This window comes from Haladaptatus litoreus, assembly GCF_900156425.1.
Classification (GTDB): domain Archaea; phylum Halobacteriota; class Halobacteria; order Halobacteriales; family Haladaptataceae; genus Haladaptatus; species Haladaptatus litoreus.
In genome coordinates this window covers 26,799-43,926 of sequence record NZ_FTNO01000009.1, presented here as the reverse complement: position 1 = coordinate 43,926, position 17,128 = coordinate 26,799, and the positions used below count along the sequence as shown (strand labels likewise).

The following is a 17,128-nucleotide window of genomic DNA, read 5'->3' as shown; positions in this document are numbered from 1 at the left end:
CGCACGTCAAAATCGTAGCGATAGTAGTCTTTGTGTGAAACGCTGTTGTTCTCGTCATTTTCCAAATACAAGGAGTGAAAATGGAAATTGCCAGATGGATTTCGGTAGGGCCATACACGCTCTTGGTTGAGTGCGGTCTGTGCCGCCTCCACCAAATAGCGGAACTCATCCGCACTCTTGATGTGTCCCCACTCGTCAACGTGTGCGCCCTCAATTCGGACGGAGACAATCGCCTCAAGGCGATAGTCGAACTCCGTCCCGATTGGATCTCTGGCGACGTTTGCCGACCCTATCGTAATCGCATTGTTGTCGGTGAGGTCGTATGAAACACGGCGGTCGTTAAACTCTGATACCGACGCATCGTCTTGGTTAATGAGTTGCGGGAGAGAGGCATCATAGTCGCCGGGATATATATCCGTACTCCAGTTCCGTTCAAAGGCCTCTATCACCCACTTTGTTAACCGATAATTCATTTCTGTAACTCCCTACGTAGCCATTCCAACCCGAATCGGGTGTACCGAATCTCGTCGATGCCACTCACATGCACATTGCTGAAAAACACACGCCACCCAGACGAGAACTGCCCGCCCGAACTTCTCGCTTGGTCGAACTCCTCACGAACCCAACTCGGCGGGTCTTCCCACACGAACGAGAGAACGGGGTCACCGTCGATTCTGTGAAACGATGTACCGCGCTCGAAGTAGTCCGCGGCTTCGTGTGTCCAGCCCCATGTGATGGTGACTCGGTTGCCCTTTTCTTCGACAATCGGCTCAACGAGTGAGTCTTTGACCGAGTCGGTGTTGTAGTCCGACGCATCTAATTTTTCGTGGGACTGCTCGATGGCTTTGAGTACCGGGCCATTCGGCCCCATGAGTTCGGAAACGGCTTGCTCGCGGACTGCCGTCTCTAACTTGTCCTTAAAATCGGGTTCGAGAATGACCATTCGTCGTTACTCGTAGATTTCGAGGAGTTCATCGGCTTTCTCGCGCATTACTTCGGCCTTGGTGTCGATATTCGAGAGTCGGGAGTTGTCGGGGATTTGGATGGCCGCCTCTTCGACCATATCCGACCCGGCGCGGTTGGCAATTGCCCGCCGAACGTTGTGCGGGATGCCCTCTTTACCAAAGTCGAAATCGACGTAGACAGCGTCGGAAAATGAAGCGAGGTCATCGTCCATCGAATGCACGTTGAGGTACATATCGGACACACCGAGCGAGTTGATTCGCACCCAGTAGTCTTTGCCCCGGTGTTCGATTCCGACTCCACCCTCGTAGTCGTCGCTTGCGACCCAGTCATCAAACCCGCCGTCTTCGTTGACGACAAGCAGTTGATTTAGCGAATCGACATACGCCCGCGCCAGCGTAATCCGGCAGTAGGCCGGGACGCTGTCGTCAGTCGGGTAGTGGAGGTCGCCAAACGAGAGGCGAATCTCCTCTTTTTTGTGGCGGTCATGGCGTCGGCGGCGGTCATGGAGTGGCCCCGATTCGAGGAGGGCATCGCTATTTCGTCGGTAGCGATAGCGGTCGAACTCGCTGGCACCGTGGACGAACCCGCCATGGGTTGGGATGTCCTCTTCGTCGTCACGGGTGTTCGGCCCCGTGGGGATGATGCCCTCATCGTCCTCTGCTAACCCACCGGATTCGTACCAGTGATAGCCATATGTCTCATCAAACCATTCGGTCTGTGAGACAATCGCGTCAGTGAGGATTTGGGGGTCTTGTTGAGCGTCACCGGGGAGTGATGCCTCACGCAGTGCTCTGCGAACGTCGTCGTGGGTGCAGTAACCTGTGGCCATGTGTTATCGCTCCGATTCCGATTGGAAGACGACTTTCAGGCCCCCCGAATCGGGGGCGTTTTTCGGGCTTGCTTCAACGCGGAGAAATGACCACGGGTGTTCGGTACCCAACACAGCCGATTCACCAGCCGGGACAGAGACGCTTGTCGTCGATGGGTCGTTTTTCACGTCCTGTTCCATCCCGGCATCGTCGTATGTACTGCCGAAGAGCGTCACGGTAACGGCTTTATTCAGCGTGTTGACGACTTTTGCAATCGCACTCCGCTGTTTTGTCTGGAAGCCACCGCTGACTGCCGGGTCGGGAAAGCTATACGTACTGGTATCGCGCAGTTGTCCCGAAAAAACCCTATCAGAAGTCATTAGCTACCTCGGATTGTTCCGCGCTTCGGCGCTAATCGTCGTCCCGTTTGCGCTTGTTATCTGTACTGTCGGAGCTTGAGGTACGTTGACGACGTAACTCCCTGTTGCGGAGAGAGTTCGTGAATCGACTTCGTATGTGCCAGCATCGCCGACAATTTCAACGGAGAGGGTATCGTCTGCGTTTCCGCCCAAGTCTTCGAGTGCAACACAGATTGCGGGAGAATGGTAGTCACGGACTGCGGCAGTAACTGTCTGTCCCGCGGTCAATGCTTGCGAATCGGCGATGATGGCCGAATCATTCCATGCAGGCATGATTAGTTCTCCTCGCTATCGTGATACGGACACTCATCGGCGGGACGTGTGCATGTCTCGCCGTCGGACTTCTCGACACCGCAAATGTCTTCGCCGTCGTCCGACTTCGTTCCGCTCGTTTCGTTCGTGTCGAGCGTTCCATCGTCTTCAACAACCTCGAAATCCCCCCGCTCGTCGCAGAGGTACGTGGCCAGCCCGTCGCTGACATCGGCACGGTCGCCTTTCGAGAAATCTTGTTCAAGGGCAGGGAAGTAAACCTCGCCACCCCGTATTTTCTCGACGGTTGGCATGGTTATGCGTCCGCCGTGAATCCGATGGTGCCGAAGCTTGTGCCATCGTAACCACGCCACTCGCTGGTATCGCTTCGGAACCAGATTTCGCCGCCGTCGAGTTCGGATGCGTCGGGGTCGGCGCTAAGCACGCGGACGGCACGGTACTCCTTGAACGCGCTTCGCATTTCTGCGTTAGTTGTCGTCATTCAGAATCACCTTACGCCGTTGGGTCGGCAAGGCCGGTGACGAGTGCGCCAGCCTGCATTTCCTTGATTTGGAAGTCGAACTGTCCTTCCATCCAGTTCCGCGAGTGGAGGCGCTCTTCGTGAACCTTGTCCGTGTCCGTCGTCTGGTCGAGTTCCATGTTCTCAAACAGGCCGTAGGCGAGGTTGTCCGGGTCAACGAACATGGCGTACTCGGTCGGCCAGCCGTTGACGCCGACGATGTCGTAGCTGAATGGCGTCAAGTCGCTGTCGCCGAAGATGACAGCCGACCCGAGTGGGTCTTCGCGCTGGGTGAGATTCATCGCGTACTGCTGGACTTGGTCGGGGTTCATCAGGAACTTCGTCCGGTCGGTGTCACGGTACCGGCTGTCGAGTTTCGTGATGGTGTCGTTGAACACCGTGGTCGAAAGCGCCTGTGGGTTGCCACTGCCGTCGGTGTTATCGACGGTCGGCATGGTGTCCACTTCGCCCGCGTCCGTGTCTTCAAGGCCGATGCGGTCGCTGGCCGTGTCTGCACCTTCTGCGAGGGCGACCCAGCCGTTCCACGTCGAATCAAGGGACGCCGCGCCACCGATGGACTGGAGATTGCCGGACGCCGCGCCCGCGCGCATTCCGATGAGGGCGATGTCGTTGGCCCATCGCTGCACGAACTCGTCAACGATGTAGTTACCGAACTGGTCGGGGCCGTAGTGCGTGTTCTTGAGTGCGTCACGCTTCGGCTCGACCAAGATGTAGTAACTCTTGTCCGTCGCGTTGAATTTGACGTACCCGGATTCTGCCGCGGAGTTGTTGGTACGGGTTCCTTCTTCGGCGCGCGTGCTACCGGAGAGCTGTGGGACACCGAACTTTGGCACCTCTTGCTCAAGGCGCTCCATCGTCATCGTGTCAACCTGTCCGAGGAGGTTGATTTCCTTCTGCATTCGCGTCAGGAACTCTTGGGTAACGTCACTCGGAAGCTGGAAGCCGTCGAGTTCGGTTAGCCCGATGTCCTTCTGCGAGAGGCTGGCCTGCTGATTCTGCTGTCGAACTGCGTCGATAGTGTTAGAACTCATTGTGTATGAACCTCGTTAGGAGAGTGCCTTACCCAGACCGGAGAGTGGGTCATCTTCTTCGTCGCCGTCGCCAGTCGATTTGAGTTGGTCGCTGCCGAGTCCACTCTGCTGGCTGATGGTGTTGAGGCGGTCGTTCAGTGCTTTTACGTCAGACTGGAGGGATTCGAGGTCGGCGTCCGCCGCCTTCCCCTCATCCTCATCGTCGTCTTCGTCGTCCTCGTCTTCGTCGTCTTCTTTCGCTGCGAGTGCGTCCTCAACTTGGCTTTTGGGGACTTCTCGCGTTCCGTCTGCGAACTCAAGTTCCACCGTCTCCTCGCCACTACTGGCGGCAACGGTGTCGGTGAGGTTTTTCACCGCATCGGTGAGTTCACTAATCTGTGCTTGGTTTTCTTCGGCGAGTTCTTTCAACTCGCTCTTGTCACTTTCGCTCATGGTTGTCGTGTCATCCGACGTATCGCCGTCGGAGGCGTTTTTTCCGCTCTCTCCATCTTCTCCCTCGCCATCGCTGCTGCCGGTGATGGCATCCATGACGGCCTTCCCGACGCGAGTGAACATCGACGACTGCTTGCCGGGTTCTGACGACCCCTCAACATCAAGGGCGGCGTTAAGAACGTTCCACAGTCGTTCGGCTTCCTCTTCGGAGTGGCCGCGTTGGACGGCTTCCTCCATGAAGCCATCGCGGTTGCCAAGGTGGTCGCCGAGTCGCTTGTCGGCGTTCGCCTTGGTTTCGAGAATCATTGCATCAGGCACCGCGGGGATGTCCACCGCCGAGACTTCTTGAATTAGCCCCGAAGTGAGTTCCCAGATTTGGGCATCGTCGCCGAGTTTATCGGGGACAGTGACGTTGTCTACCTCGCCTTGCTCATATGGGCCGTTCCAATCGACTTGGATGGCACCGATAGAGTAGCCCTCAATAATGCTATCTTGGACTAACTCCCAGAGGTCGGCGTTGTTGACACGCCACTCTTGCACCCACGCGCCTGCGGGGGCTTCCGTCCCCCCGATTTCCTGTGCGGACTCAAGCACTTCGTTCCGTTCGAGTTCCATCCAGCCATCGGGCCAGACGGCGTGCATGATGCCTCCGCTGGCTTCGCCCGCCGCTTCGAACGTCTCGAATTGGTCGGCGAACTGCTTGATGGTGTCTTCGCGGACAAAGTCGTTTTGAAGGTCGGCCTTGTCCGGCACCATCACGATGCCAGCGGCAATCTGTTCGTCGTCGTCCTTGGTGACGAACTCTATATCCTTGCGGAACTGGGTACCGCCTGCTTTCGTTACCGGTGGCATGTATCAGCCCTCTTCATCATCGTCTTCGGTTTCGTCGGCGGCGTCAGCGTCGGCGTCCTTGGTCTTCCCGAGTTTGTCGGCTCGACCGGTCGAAAGGACGCCACGCTTTTCGCCGCGCTCTTGGTCTTTAGTTGGCATGGTCGAATTGCTGTAGCCCGGTCGAGCCTCGACGGGGGAGCCGGGTCGCTTCCCGCGTCATTGGCACCCAGACTTAGAGCGGCACGTCGCTTGGCATGTCCTCGCCCGACGGCATCGGGCCACTTGGCAGTCTGCTGTGGAAATTCGTGATTTCGACGTAGGGATACTCGAGTCGTATATTGGCGTAATGATATGACCCGTGCGAAGATGCGTTGGCGAGTGCCGACCACGTCGAAGTCGGGACGTTCACATACGCATACAACGAGGACGGCCCGTTCTCCCGCCGGAATGAGATATAGAGTTCGTTTGTCTCGAAGTCAAATAGCCCCTCTTTGAGATTCGACGAGGAAAACGTCATTTGCTCAAGCGGGTCTTTGGCGATTAGGTCTGGTTCGACATCGGCCCAGTCTCGCTCTCCGATTTTGTTGCCTTCGGGTGGAAAGTGATCCGGGCGTGATTGCTCCGTTTCATCACCCCCTTCGTTTCCTTCGTTCTGTTCGTTTCCTTCGTTTCCAGCACCGAACGGTGGTGCTCCGGGCGGTTGTCCCGGCGGGCCACCCCCACTATTGCCGATGTCTGCCACGAGCGTATCGCCATCTATCTCGTGGTCATCAGGCAGTGGGTCTTCGCCAATCATTTCGAGGGCGCGATTAATCGGGATGGCACCATTCACGGCTTGTATCTTCCGGCGAGCGACCTCCGCATCCTCCTTGGGCTGTTCGGCCCCTCGGAGTTCGTACTCTATTGTCCAATCCGTCACACCGAGCGCCTGCTGATGGATAATCTGGTAGAAGCGTCCGGCGAACTTGTTTTGCTCCGGAGCGATAACGTCAGTCGCAAACTCACGGACTTGTTCTTGTGAATTGGCCCGATTCGACGTTTCGGTAACGCCAATCAGGATGGGTGGGACTTCGTGGACTTTGGCGATTTCGTGTTCGTTCTTCTCGCGGAACTCCCGAAAGTCCATCTCCTCGCTGATGCCCTGTCCCAGTGGTTCCAATTCGATGTCTACGTCCTCGTCGAGTTGGGTCTGGAACTTCTCGACCTCAAGAACGACGGTTCGGTGGGACTCTTCGCGCAGGCCGTTAAGCATCTGGCGCAGGTCGCGCTTCGATTCCTCCGTTAGCTCGCCACCAAGCACCTTGATGACAAAGCGCGGGATGGTATCGTTATCGAAGAACTCGCGATTGTAGTCCTTCGCCGCTTCATCCGCGCTAATGGTGCGAATGGCAGACACCCAGTCCGGAACGCCGTAGTCTTGTTCAAGTGGCGATGGGTTGCGTATGAAAATGAGTTCGTTTGCAGGGCCATTCGGGAGATTCCCGGCGCTCCCTCCGACTACGTCGCCCGTCTCTTTATCAACGAAGAGCGGTTCCTCGTCGCCCGTCTGTGTGTAGGTGATGGTTGGTGCAGTGTCCTCGCCTCCGCCCGTGATGGTGGCCTCCATGCCACGGTAGCGGTCGCCTGCAACGCCGAAGAATCGTTTTCTACCATTTCGCTTTTGCACATAGCCACGGAAGTCCTTGGGGTCGCCGTCCTCCGAGGGCTTGCGAACACGTACCGTATTCGCCGGGACGTGTGCTAAGCCGACTGGCACACCCTCCGCGTTGGTGAGGATTTCGAGCGTACACCACCCGATACTGTGATAGTCCTGTCGAGCGAGTTCTTTGACCTCTTCTGGCGTGGTTGGTTCGGCTGATTCGTGGGGGCCTGTCTGCCAGTTCGAATCGCGTCCGTGCCAGAAGTTCTCGACAACCTGCTTTTCTGTTTCGTCGGCGTCGTCGGGGTCTACGTCGTCGTTCGGGACGATGTCGAAGCCGAAACCAACCTCATAGCGGGCTTTCTTCCGGACGGCAGTGGCGTGTGTCTCGTTGAGTTCGAGGAAGGCAGCCAGCCGGTCGGGATTGTATGGTGGTTGAACACCGAGATTGAGCGACCGGATTCGGCGCTCGGGGAGCTGGCCGCTTGTCTCTGCTTTTGAAAGGGCGTTACTCTTGCCGATGCCCGATACGTGGACTTTCGCGGCGGTGTCGTCGTTGTCACTCATATGTAGCTAACTCCGGAACCGCTGGAGGTGTTCGATTTCGGCATGTGTGTGAAAAGGGCGTAGCGGAGTGCGTCGAGTGCGTGGTCTTGGGCCATCGACTTCCCGACGTGTTCCTCTTTATAGCTCATGAACTCTTGAATGACCTCGGTGCAGGCGTCCGAAACGAGAAGTCCCGGCTTGCCGTCCTCGTCGCGTTCTAAGCGGGCGCGGACTGCGGGGATGCCTTCGTCTAAGTCCTTCTCTGCTTTGTTGGCGCTCCACCCCGCTTGGCGGAACTTGACGATGTGGCCCGGTTCATGCTCGCAGTACATGAGTCCCTGCGGTCGGCCTTCCAACCACTCGATAGCATCCGATGGCTGGGATTCGGACTGGTAGAAGCAATCGAGGACGACGTATTGGCCGTAATCAGTGCGTGCGATTTCGACAACAACGCGCGGGTCGTCCCAACCAGCGTCGTAGCCGTACATCCGCCACTTGTCGGTGAGTGCGTCGGCGCGTTCCTCGCTGATAACGTGGCGGTCGCGGGAGAACGACGAATAGACGAGTCCTTCGGCGGCGGCGAAACCACCTTCTAACCCCTGCTCTTCTTTCGATGTGCCTTCGAACTGCCGAATCAGCTTCTCTTTCTCCGGCAGGAATGGGTTATTCCGACTGTCTGCAACGACGTTCTCTATTCGCGTCGGGAGTGGTTCACCATCGGGTGTCTCTTGGCGCTCGACGAAGTCGTAAAACTGGTTGTAACCGTTGCCGGTGGATGTCCATAGCGTGACGTTCGGCCCCTGTTGGGTACGCTGTCGAGACAACAGCATCCGATTGAGGTCGTATAGATTGGTGTATTCGTAGTGAGCGACTTCGTCGCCCCATATGAAATTGAACTCGGAACCTGCATACCGATTCCATACGTCAGCGGAACCAAGGCGGATGACCGACCCGTTCGTAAGCGTGAGTCGTCGCTTTGTCCCGTGGTACTCTTGAACTATCGGGGAATTTTCGGGGTCGCCACCTTCGTCGGGGACGGTGTTCTCGCCGGGTAACTGCTTAAAGAATCCTTTGTACGTGGACGGGCCACCCTTCTGTGCGTCGGGTGCGAGAATGAGGTTGTCGCTCTTCGGTATCTTGAGCGCAAACTTCAGCGTGGCGCGTGCCCCGAGAACTGTCTTCCCCGACCCGTAGCCTGCGCGGAAGACGACAACGTCGTACTCTCCCGATTCGAGTTTGTTGAGGGTTTCAAGTTGCTTATCCCAAAAGCCCCAATTCAGTTGGAGGGTGTCGTCTGATGGGTTACTCGCCGACGAACTCATCTACATTCTCCTCCGTGACGCGAGTGGGTTTGATTTCAACAGTCAAATCGCTCAATGCGTCGGCCTTCTGACTCTCCGGGTCGTCGAGTAGGCCGTGTTTTTGCATTCGGCGGTAGATGGACTCGTTGTACTGCCGAATCTCACTCGCCCAAACGTTGACTTCATCACCCATCGGGACGCGACCCTCCATCGTACTCGCCCACTGGGTTTGTACCTCTCCTTTCTCGCGGAAGTAGCCGTTCGCGTGTGCAACCCGGTGGAAGTCGATGGCGATGTTTTTCAGCGCCTCTTTGTCGAACATGTCCGGCTCTTTGCCGTGGGACTTCCGAAGCCGGTCAAGGAGCGAGTTCGTGAAATCGAACACCCATTCCTGCTCGTCTTCGTCGAGATCGTGATAGTAGCCATCATGTTTCGAGAACAGGCCGTGGGTCTGTGCGTTCTGGTTGTTCTCGTGACTCTCGCCGTCGGGTGATGTCCCTCGGTGGTTTCGACATTTGCCAGATTCGAAGTCGGTTCCCCATCCGGCAGACCGACCGCAGGGGTTACCCTCTCGGTTTGACCCGCCGTGGTCGCCACATGTCTCGTTTGGTGTTCCACTCGGCATTATTCCTCCATGAAGTGTTTTCGTTTATCGGAGTCTTGCGCTACTATTCGGGTGACCGCACCGCACAGCACAGTGAATGAGTATGCATTCACCGTCTCGTCATGCGATTCTGGACTTCATTGGCCGCTTGATTCGGTATCGTCGTCTCCAAATCGTCCAATCGGGCCATCAAATCCTCGTTGGTAATGAGTTCTGTATCGGAAATCAGGCCAGACAGAAACGCACCGTATGAGAGATTGTCGGGTTTCTTGGCGTCTATCTCCTCTTTGACGGGCTGTGGGAGCGAAATGGTGGTTCTATCGGGCATGAATTCAAATGTATTCAGGTTAGTATGGTATGCTAACGATCGTTGTCGCAAACGTGGCAGTGGCCAGTCTGTTTTGCTCGAATACCGCGGAGCATTCGCCAGCAACTCATACAGCGGAGTCGGTCGTGTGTTGTGCTCATGAGTAGAGGTAGCGGAGAAGGGCGGCACCTGCGAGAAGCATCGCACCGAAGGTGATGAGGAACGCGGCGGGCTCAGCCATCAATAGCCCTCCCTAACGCGAGTGGGATGTCGTCCGGTGTTTCAAGGTATTCAAAAAACGTCTCGTCGTCTATCGTCTTGTCGTGGGTGCCTTCTCTCCGCTTCTCTCGAAGGGACGCAAGGATACCCCGAGCGCATTCACGCAGGAAAATAGACTGTGCTTCGGGGAAGGGTTTCGACAGCGTACAATTGCCACATGAGCCACAGACGGTTGGGAGTTCTTCGGCGTCTGCGAGTGGGGTTTTGTATTGATAGCCCCCGCCGTCTTCGAGGGATTTGGTGCTGTGGTAGCCCTGTATCTTAACGAGTTGGGCCTGTGTTGGTGGTTCGACGACTTTCAGTTTACTCCCACAATTGGCACACAGGCGATGGTCGTTCTCAAGATACGTGAGTAGGTTTTCGCCTCGGTGTTTGTCGTGGCATTCCTCCGAACAGAAGGAACCATTCACGCCCTCCTTTGTTCGCGGCCCGTTGCAGTATTCACAACTGTACGTGTGGCTATTGGATTGGTTTCGTATGCTCATGAATGAGAAGGGGCAGGCTGGTCGAATGTACCCGTGCTGTGAACACGGTTACAAGAACACTACGGAAAAGATGGCCTATAGGTCGCTTTGTTGGCCTATAGGTTGTTCTGTGGCTTTATAACTATTGCCCTTGTGAGACGTATAGATAATAAACCATGGGAAACTACCATTCAGTGGTATAGCAAAATGGTTGGGTGAAAGTAAAGTAATGAATGACTGTTGTGCTCTGAATGTGGCTCTGTGAACGCTGTTTTCACTTCCATTCCGGTGACGCAAAGACTTTACTACGTGAATATAATCTATTAAGACATGCACGGCGACAAAAAGACGGCCGAGTGTGGTAAAACCGGGAAGAGGGCGTGCGTGGCGTCTCCTAACGGCGCGACCTTGACACTATCGGACGAAGGTCTTGAACAGTTTTTACAAAACCATAATATCGTTCGGTCGTCTGGTGACGTATAGGTCGCTCCTACTGACGTATAGGTGTTTCATACCGGCATATAGATTGATTGTAGCGCCATGGACTAACTACCAGTTTTTTATTAGCCGCCAGAGTGGCCTATAGCATGGTACGAGACAGAAGGCCAAGCGAAATCGAACTGCTTGAGGATCTTATAGATGAAGATACGACCGACCCACAAAAGGAAGCCATAAGAGTAATTGACGAAAACCCGGAGATGGCATTCTCGAAGATGCCAGAGGTTGGGGCAAAAGAATACGGTACGAAAACATACACTGATAGCCACTACTCCGATGTTTACTACAAATTCTTTGGGCCTGTCGATGACCGTATGGGTCGGTCATTCCGTGAGATAAAAAACCGCTACGGGACGCTCAAGAACTACTATGAAAACAGGTACGACCTTGATGATATAGTAGAACAGAACTCGGAGGGAGAGAAGACCGAACAACTCTCTCTGGATGCGTCTGCATTGCTCTCGGGAGAGCGGACAGAACTCTCTGACAAAGAGTATGACCTTCTCAAAATGGGGATTAAAATCGGGTTTGAGCAAGGCGTCGAAAGAGGCGTCGAGCTGGAACGCGACCGGGCACGGAAAAACCGGAATTAGAGGCCGAAGAAGTTGAGAAGGCGGCGAAGGAGGCTCTCTTTCTCGCGCTCCAAGCCAGCGAACTCAAACAATTCCTCGGCATTCGTGCCTAACGAGATCGTCGAATCACTTCCATCGCCAAGCTGGAGGATGTCTGCCGCTTCGAAGGCAGGCAGGTGGGTTTGGACGAGTGCGGCATTCGTTCGCTTGCGTTGGGTGGTCGTCACGTCATCGTCGTCAACGTCATGCTCAAGTGCAGAGATGCGCGTGACGAACTCTGTCTTTGGCATGGGTGCTTCGTCGCATAGAACGCGGAGAATAATCATCCGTCGTTCTGTAGACTGCTCGGTGTTGCAGCCAAGGAGATGATTGGCTTCTGTGGCCGACAGTGCGCCTGCGCCGCGTGGTTCATCAACTAAACAACCGAAATCGTTAACCGGGTTTGCGTCTTGGATACTCATGCGGATTCACTTGTTCAGACCGTCTCGGTGCTGAAGACACCGGGACACTGTTTTCGTGTCCTTTACGGTCTTACTTAGGTATACAACCGGCCTATAGATAAATGTTATCCAAATGGAGTTGCCTATAAGACCATCCTATGTTCTATAGGTCGGTCTAAGCGTAATCTATAAGTCGCCGACACACAATAGTCATTAGCAAGGCAGACAACACGCGGAAAAGAACCGCATTCCCTACTGGTTCCTTCGCGTTCCGGCGGCATAAACGTACCGTTCGATGAGCCGCGGGACTGCCTATAGAGCAAGTCTATGAGCAAAGAACAGACCCAAACGCCGACCGTTGCACCGAACCCGACAATTGACTGTCGAAAGGCTATCTTCAACCGACTCGACGTGACGAATCTCCCGCGGGAGGTCTTGATTGAGTCAGTTGTCGGTGGCGAGAACTACGGACAGGACTTCGTCGAGCGGCAACTCAACGAACTCCGGAAAGTCGGTGAGATATACACCGTCCCGATGGATGGCGGCGAGTGGTTGGAGGTGCGCCGGACATGAGCACCGACAAAGAGGAGTACTGGGGTTGTGACGCATCGGAGAAAGAACTCGACGCGGTCTGGAGTGTCCTGAAAGACCACGTCGGAGAAGAGAACGCGATTACCTCGGGCGAAATATCGGACATCCTCGGAGGGATGGATGAACTGGATTCCACGCCACAAACGCGCAAGTGCGTGCGTGCGTTGATTCACAAGCGAAACATCCCGATTGGGTCGGGACATAACGGCTACTGGGTAATGGAATCGGAAGACGAGTTAGAGGATACCATTGCGCAGCTCACCCGACGAAAGCAGGGTATCACGGCGCGGCAGGAAAAACTCGTTGAGGGGTTTGCCTATTGGCAGGAGGGTGATGCCTGATGGCGGCGCATGTGACGATACAGACGTTTGACCCGTGTGACGGAGAGTATTGCTATCAGTGGGTTGGCGGACATTACGATGAGTGTCGCCACTGCCGTGAGGGAATCTAATGAGCCTCTCGACGAATCGGGATAATGGACGGCAGGACGTTGGACGTGACACGGGTAACTTTCTCACCAAGAATTGGCGGTCGCTGGTTGGAATTGTCGAGCAAGAGAATCCCGTCGAGTTGACGGACTTCGATAGCATAGATCGGGCGCTCTGGCTGAAAATGAGTCGGCACGGTATCATCAAGAAAACCGACGACTACGACCCTAAATCCCGGACGTGGAACGTATCGGAAAATGCCCGAAGTCGGTTGGAACACTACCGTGACGTGGAATCAAAGGAACCAGAGGGGACGCTCGTGTGTCCCTATTGCCACCAACGCGCGTTTGTCAACCTGCGTGGAGCCGGGTATCAATGCCAAAACCCCCAGTGTGAACGGGAGTTTGAGGAGTTCCACGAGGTAGGGTCGGATGACGTTCGGTAGTCAATCACGTAAGTTTAAGGCGCGCGGTTTCGAAGACGCAGAACAGAATACAAACGAAAACCCATCGCTGGTCGATTCGACGGCACCGGGATGTGGGGACATCCCGAACAGAAGGCCACTCACTTTCTGTTTCTGTGCCCGAGATAATATAGCTTGCCCTCTCCATGAGCGGCAAGTCTCGCCAGTGATGTCAAACCCAGACATCACCATGAACTCAAATGCATTCACGTCGGACGACAGTATTGGAATCGGAAACAACACCCTCGGAAACAACACTCGCGCGTGGGAGGTGGGACTATGAACGGCGAATTTGAGTTTCCGGACTTCGAGGAATATATCCACGGTGAATTTAACAAGCAGTACGCCGTTCGGGTGAACGAACGTGTTCACGACCGAGCCATGAGTAATACCAAACGTGGTGAGTTAGCCCGCGAAATCCGGAAAATAGAGTGGAAAGCAGCATTCGGTGATGCACGAGGCGAAGCCGAACAGATAGACCACGAAATAGAAACGCTGGAAGACGAGAAAGACGATCTCGATGCGAAGATACGAGAGTTGCAAGCAGAGCGCGAAGGTGTCGAGCGTCGTCTGACACGGCTTCGAGAGCGTCGTAAGAACGTCGATACATCCGAACAGAAGTTAGAAACGATAATGGAAACACTCGAAGACGATGTCTGGGACGGTCGCCCTGTCAACACCGAGCTGTCGAGTGTGAAGAAAGCCGCTCGTCTTGCACAAGTCGAACCGGACGACATTATCGACCGGCTTAAAGAACGGACGGGTGCGCCAGACCACGCCTTTGTACGCCCCGGAGAATCGCGGTTCAAGTGGTCGCCTGCCGAAGCTGCACGGATCAAAGCCGAACTCGACAACTAACTACCACGGCTTCTTTTGTTTCCGCTGTTTCGTACTACTACTACTACTGTAATAGAGTATAGTAGTAGTAGTTGTATAACGTTATAATCGAAATATAACGTTATAATGAGGGGGTGTCCACCCCCTCTTTCAGCTGTTCGTTTAATCCACCACCGAGATACAGCCCCGCTACCCGCGAAAATCAGTACATCACTGAATATAACGTCCGTGGTAATAAGCGTTGTTACCTTCGTATAACATCCGAGTTCCCCGCCCCTTCGAGCTTGTGTAACATTCGAACCCCGCCTTTCTGGTTAGTATGTCGTACTAACGAGAGACACCACTTTTCGAGTGAAACCCGCGTTCACTTTCACTCCGGTCGGTTCTTTTATCGACCTATAGAACGACCTAATAGCCATGTCTTCGACCGACGCACCGACTCGTATGCCACCCTCTCTCGAAGCGGCTCACGTCTTAGAGAGACTGCCCGAATACCTCCGTAACGCCCGGATTACGGGGATTAAAGACATAGATAGGGTACGGGCGCATGTCGCACACGAAAACCAGCGAGAGAACCCACGGGAAGATGTTTTAGAACGCTTGGCGGGTCAAGCCTCGGCTATCCGCGATAGAACAGAACATCCGACCTATAGGTAACGTATCACTGTTCTATAGATAGATTTATGGGCCTATAGAACCATGGTCTAACTGTAGATGAAACAAACAACGACGATTCACGTTTCAAAAGAATTCGCGGACACCATCCACGGCTACAAATGCCGCGGAGAGGACTACGAGGACGTTCTCCGACGCGAATTGCCTGACGATCTATTCACCGAGGAAGGACAATGAGCACCACAGAAACCACCCTGACCGACCTATTCGACGCACAGACTGACGACGAAGACGACGACTGCGACTGTGACGACCTCGGCGAACTGCCCTGCTGGAATTGCGTTCACACGGGCAAGAAGACGCTGGAGGCCTAAGACAATGGCAGAGTACCCAACCGTCATCCGACTGCCGAAACCCGGCCACGACGAAATCGGACGACCCGACGCCACCACATCCCGACGACCGCGTTTGAGTTCCAGAACGACGTGCGTTGATTGTCCGAACCGATCCGCAGGAAGTACCATGCGTGACGGCGAGCGCGTTCCAATCTGCGAGGGCTGTTCGGAGGGGTGGCGATGAACCCTGACCTACTGCAAACGCTGATCGGCCTGCCCGTGGCGTGGATTGGCCTCACGGTCGCTATCCACTTTTACCGACTGCTCGACGAGAAAGCCCCCGACACTGACGAAGTCGCCGAGAACGTGCGAGGGTTCGTGGCATGAGCGCAACGGACTACACGACGATGGACAGACAGCTCCCCGGTGGTCGGTTCCAAGTGTTCCTGAAGGGCATTGAGTTCTATTTCGAGAAGATAGACGGGAGCCGCGCCCGGCTGTTCGAAGCCGTCGATTCGGAAACGGGCGATGCAATCCCACTCGACGCTGTCGAAGTCCCCGACCGCGTTATTTCAACGCTCGAAATGTGGGGCTATGACTACGTCGAATTAGACGATGTCGAAAGCCTTGAGGAGGCGATGTAAATGTCGGGCCTTGAGATTGCACTCGTCGGTCTTGTCCTCGTGGCAATCGGCAATATCGGAGTCGAGAACATCGTGGGGTGGTTGGCATGAGCGCAACCAAATCACTCGCGCAGGCAGACCTCCGTGACGACTGCCTCGACGTGCGATACGACGCCGAACAGTCGGCGATGGTCGTTCAACCCGAGTTCGTTACATGGATGCAAGAGGCGGGCTACCCAGTCGAAAGCCTCGAAATGGAAGAGTCGGTATCGGTCAAACCCGGCGAAGACAACAGCGGCAATCTGCTGTTCGTCGTCGAAACCCTCTCCCGACCAGTCGATGAGGCCGACGCGGTCGCGGACAGCTTTACCTTCCTCGGATGTTCGTGTCCGGGCTTTGGGTATCATCGGTTCCCTGCACTCGACGACGGTGAGCCAATCACGGCAGTCGGGGAGTGCTCGCACGTCGAAGCATGGCGCAAGCGTCGGCGTGATGAACGTGACGACGGCCAGCAACCGCTACTCAAGGAGGTGCCACAACCATGAGTCTATCAGACCGATTCCGAGGTGACGACGACGAAGAAACGTACTTAGAAACTCCCGGTCGGGTCGAAGTGCCCGATAACCGACCGCCGATTTACGGCCACCAAACGAAGATTGACGGTCGCTGGATGTACTACCTCGAAGGGGAAAACTGCACCGAGCAGTGGCTTCGGATGCCTGCGCGGAATCTCGTTGAGGTGCGAGAATGAGCGTTGCGTGCCCGCCCGAAGGCCACTGTCGCAACTGCAACGAACCGCTCCGTATCGACGGGTTTCGGTGCTACAACTGCGGTGTGGAGCGTGTTGAGCCATGAGTAGTTCGAGTAAAAAAGGGAGCCGAGACGAGCGCGAACTCTCGGACTTGCTCGAAGACGAATACGGCTTTGCCGCCTACCGAGCGCCGGCAAGTGGTGGAGCGACCCAACGCGCCCGCCCGGACATCATCGCCACGCGAGACTGTGGCGAGTTTTCGATACTGTTGGCAGAGGGCTTCGCTATTGAGCACAAATCGCGCAAAGACGGGACGGTAACGTTCACGCGCGACGAGATTGATGCGCTTGTCGAGTTTGCAGACCGTGGTGGGTTGACGCCGCTCGTCACTGTCAAACCGGATATGCGAAGCCACGACCAGTGGTATTGTTTCGATGCGCGGTTGCTCAATCGGACGGCAAAGGGCTACTCGGTGCGCAAGCAAGACCACGAGCGCGCGAAGACGCTTGGTGAGGTGTTCGGGCAATGACGATAGAAGCACACACTCGGCATGGCAC

At 55.4% G+C, this 17,128-nt stretch carries 29 protein-coding genes; 13 read left to right on the top strand and 16 right to left on the bottom strand.

The annotated features are described in order from the left end of the window. From BW974_RS24085 to BW974_RS24020, 15 genes are all read right to left on the bottom strand, one after another. Positions 1–473 (bottom strand): hypothetical protein (locus BW974_RS24085; protein WP_076433782.1); only part of this gene is annotated, 473 nt, incomplete at its 3' end. After that, entirely contained in the window at positions 470–943 is a 474-nt protein-coding gene (locus BW974_RS24080) for a hypothetical protein (RefSeq protein WP_076433780.1), read from the bottom strand. The genes BW974_RS24080 and BW974_RS24085, both read right to left, overlap by 4 nt. Before the next feature lie 6 nt (positions 944–949). After that, complete coding sequence (locus BW974_RS24075; protein WP_076433778.1) at positions 950–1,795, bottom strand: hypothetical protein; 846 nt, start codon at positions 1,793–1,795, stop codon at positions 950–952. Positions 1,796–1,798: 3 nt separating this feature from the next. Continuing rightward, positions 1,799–2,155: a hypothetical protein gene (locus BW974_RS24070; RefSeq protein WP_076433776.1), complete on the bottom strand. Its 357-nt coding sequence runs from the start codon at positions 2,153–2,155 to the stop codon at positions 1,799–1,801. Positions 2,156–2,158: 3 nt separating this feature from the next. Further along, a complete protein-coding gene (locus BW974_RS24065; RefSeq protein WP_076433774.1) occupies positions 2,159–2,467 on the bottom strand; it encodes a hypothetical protein in 309 nt (102 codons plus the stop codon). A 2-nt stretch (positions 2,468–2,469) separates the two neighbouring features. Then, on the bottom strand, positions 2,470–2,757 hold the full coding sequence (locus tag BW974_RS24060) for a hypothetical protein (protein ID WP_076433772.1): 288 nt from the start codon (positions 2,755–2,757) through the stop codon (positions 2,470–2,472). A gap of 2 nt (positions 2,758–2,759) precedes the next feature. Further along, the gene (locus BW974_RS24055) at positions 2,760–2,945 is read right to left on the bottom strand and encodes a hypothetical protein (RefSeq protein WP_076433770.1); all 186 of its coding nucleotides are present in this window, start codon (positions 2,943–2,945) and stop codon (positions 2,760–2,762) included. Positions 2,946–2,956: 11 nt separating this feature from the next. After that, positions 2,957–4,015, bottom strand: a complete 1,059-nt coding sequence (locus tag BW974_RS24050; protein ID WP_076433768.1) for a hypothetical protein — start codon at positions 4,013–4,015, stop codon at positions 2,957–2,959. A gap of 15 nt (positions 4,016–4,030) precedes the next feature. After that, positions 4,031–5,299, bottom strand: a complete 1,269-nt coding sequence (locus tag BW974_RS24045; protein ID WP_076433766.1) for an XkdF-like putative serine protease domain-containing protein — start codon at positions 5,297–5,299, stop codon at positions 4,031–4,033. Between the two features lie 3 nt (positions 5,300–5,302). Then, a complete protein-coding gene (locus BW974_RS27100; protein WP_281247748.1) occupies positions 5,303–5,437 on the bottom strand; it encodes a hypothetical protein in 135 nt (44 codons plus the stop codon). Positions 5,438–5,510: 73 nt separating this feature from the next. Then, positions 5,511–7,484 carry a phage portal protein gene (locus tag BW974_RS24040; protein WP_076433764.1) on the bottom strand — a complete coding sequence of 658 codons (1,974 nt, stop codon included), beginning with the start codon at positions 7,482–7,484 and terminating at the stop codon, positions 5,511–5,513. Continuing rightward, positions 7,481–8,785: a terminase large subunit domain-containing protein gene (locus BW974_RS24035; protein WP_076433762.1), complete on the bottom strand. Its 1,305-nt coding sequence runs from the start codon at positions 8,783–8,785 to the stop codon at positions 7,481–7,483. The genes BW974_RS24040 and BW974_RS24035 overlap by 4 nt, the downstream gene beginning before the upstream one ends. Beyond that, a complete protein-coding gene (locus tag BW974_RS24030; RefSeq protein ID WP_076433760.1) occupies positions 8,766–9,389 on the bottom strand; it encodes a hypothetical protein in 624 nt (207 codons plus the stop codon). The genes BW974_RS24035 and BW974_RS24030 overlap by 20 nt, the downstream gene beginning before the upstream one ends. An 88-nt stretch (positions 9,390–9,477) precedes the next feature. Then, the gene (locus BW974_RS24025) at positions 9,478–9,696 is read right to left on the bottom strand and encodes a hypothetical protein (protein ID WP_076433758.1); all 219 of its coding nucleotides are present in this window, start codon (positions 9,694–9,696) and stop codon (positions 9,478–9,480) included. Positions 9,697–9,908: 212 nt separating this feature from the next. Next, positions 9,909–10,439, bottom strand: a complete 531-nt coding sequence (locus BW974_RS24020) for a hypothetical protein (RefSeq protein WP_076433756.1) — start codon at positions 10,437–10,439, stop codon at positions 9,909–9,911. 566 nt (positions 10,440–11,005) lie between these two features. On the opposite strand from BW974_RS24020, the gene BW974_RS24015 reads away from it, so the two are divergent. Then, positions 11,006–11,509: a hypothetical protein gene (locus BW974_RS24015; protein ID WP_076433754.1), complete on the top strand. Its 504-nt coding sequence runs from the start codon at positions 11,006–11,008 to the stop codon at positions 11,507–11,509. Here the strand turns inward: BW974_RS24015 and BW974_RS26320 are convergent. Continuing rightward, positions 11,506–11,949 (bottom strand): DUF7344 domain-containing protein, encoded by a 444-nt coding sequence (locus BW974_RS26320; protein WP_217694413.1) that lies wholly within the window; start codon positions 11,947–11,949, stop codon positions 11,506–11,508. The genes BW974_RS24015 and BW974_RS26320 overlap by 4 nt on opposite strands. Before the next feature lie 306 nt (positions 11,950–12,255). Here BW974_RS26320 and BW974_RS24005 point away from each other — a divergent pair, with 306 nt between their 5' ends. From BW974_RS24005 to BW974_RS23965, 12 genes are all read left to right on the top strand, one after another. Then, positions 12,256–12,501, top strand: a complete 246-nt coding sequence (locus BW974_RS24005) for a hypothetical protein (protein ID WP_076433750.1) — start codon at positions 12,256–12,258, stop codon at positions 12,499–12,501. After that, positions 12,498–12,860 carry a hypothetical protein gene (locus BW974_RS24000; RefSeq protein WP_076433748.1) on the top strand — a complete coding sequence of 121 codons (363 nt, stop codon included), beginning with the start codon at positions 12,498–12,500 and terminating at the stop codon, positions 12,858–12,860. The genes BW974_RS24005 and BW974_RS24000 overlap by 4 nt, the downstream gene beginning before the upstream one ends. Positions 12,861–12,969: 109 nt before the next feature. Then, complete coding sequence (locus BW974_RS23995) at positions 12,970–13,392, top strand: hypothetical protein (RefSeq protein ID WP_076433746.1); 423 nt, start codon at positions 12,970–12,972, stop codon at positions 13,390–13,392. Positions 13,393–13,689: 297 nt separating this feature from the next. Further along, positions 13,690–14,268, top strand: a complete 579-nt coding sequence (locus BW974_RS23990; protein WP_076433744.1) for a hypothetical protein — start codon at positions 13,690–13,692, stop codon at positions 14,266–14,268. Between the two features lie 693 nt (positions 14,269–14,961). After that, complete coding sequence (locus BW974_RS26145; RefSeq protein WP_175609821.1) at positions 14,962–15,099, top strand: hypothetical protein; 138 nt, start codon at positions 14,962–14,964, stop codon at positions 15,097–15,099. Next, complete coding sequence (locus tag BW974_RS26140; RefSeq protein WP_175609820.1) at positions 15,096–15,236, top strand: hypothetical protein; 141 nt, start codon at positions 15,096–15,098, stop codon at positions 15,234–15,236. The genes BW974_RS26145 and BW974_RS26140 overlap by 4 nt, the downstream gene beginning before the upstream one ends. A gap of 4 nt (positions 15,237–15,240) precedes the next feature. Next, entirely contained in the window at positions 15,241–15,441 is a 201-nt protein-coding gene (locus tag BW974_RS23985; protein WP_076433742.1) for a hypothetical protein, read from the top strand. Continuing rightward, on the top strand, positions 15,438–15,584 hold the full coding sequence (locus BW974_RS26135; protein ID WP_175609819.1) for a hypothetical protein: 147 nt from the start codon (positions 15,438–15,440) through the stop codon (positions 15,582–15,584). The genes BW974_RS23985 and BW974_RS26135 overlap by 4 nt, the downstream gene beginning before the upstream one ends. Continuing rightward, a complete protein-coding gene (locus BW974_RS23980; RefSeq protein ID WP_076433740.1) occupies positions 15,581–15,841 on the top strand; it encodes a hypothetical protein in 261 nt (86 codons plus the stop codon). The genes BW974_RS26135 and BW974_RS23980 overlap by 4 nt, the downstream gene beginning before the upstream one ends. 86 nt (positions 15,842–15,927) lie before the next feature. Further along, positions 15,928–16,365 carry a hypothetical protein gene (locus BW974_RS23975; RefSeq protein ID WP_076433738.1) on the top strand — a complete coding sequence of 146 codons (438 nt, stop codon included), beginning with the start codon at positions 15,928–15,930 and terminating at the stop codon, positions 16,363–16,365. Further along, positions 16,362–16,571 (top strand): hypothetical protein, encoded by a 210-nt coding sequence (locus tag BW974_RS23970; protein ID WP_076433736.1) that lies wholly within the window; start codon positions 16,362–16,364, stop codon positions 16,569–16,571. The genes BW974_RS23975 and BW974_RS23970 overlap by 4 nt, the downstream gene beginning before the upstream one ends. A 100-nt stretch (positions 16,572–16,671) precedes the next feature. After that, a complete protein-coding gene (locus BW974_RS23965; RefSeq protein WP_076433734.1) occupies positions 16,672–17,100 on the top strand; it encodes a hypothetical protein in 429 nt (142 codons plus the stop codon). Positions 17,101–17,128: the final 28 nt, after the last annotated feature.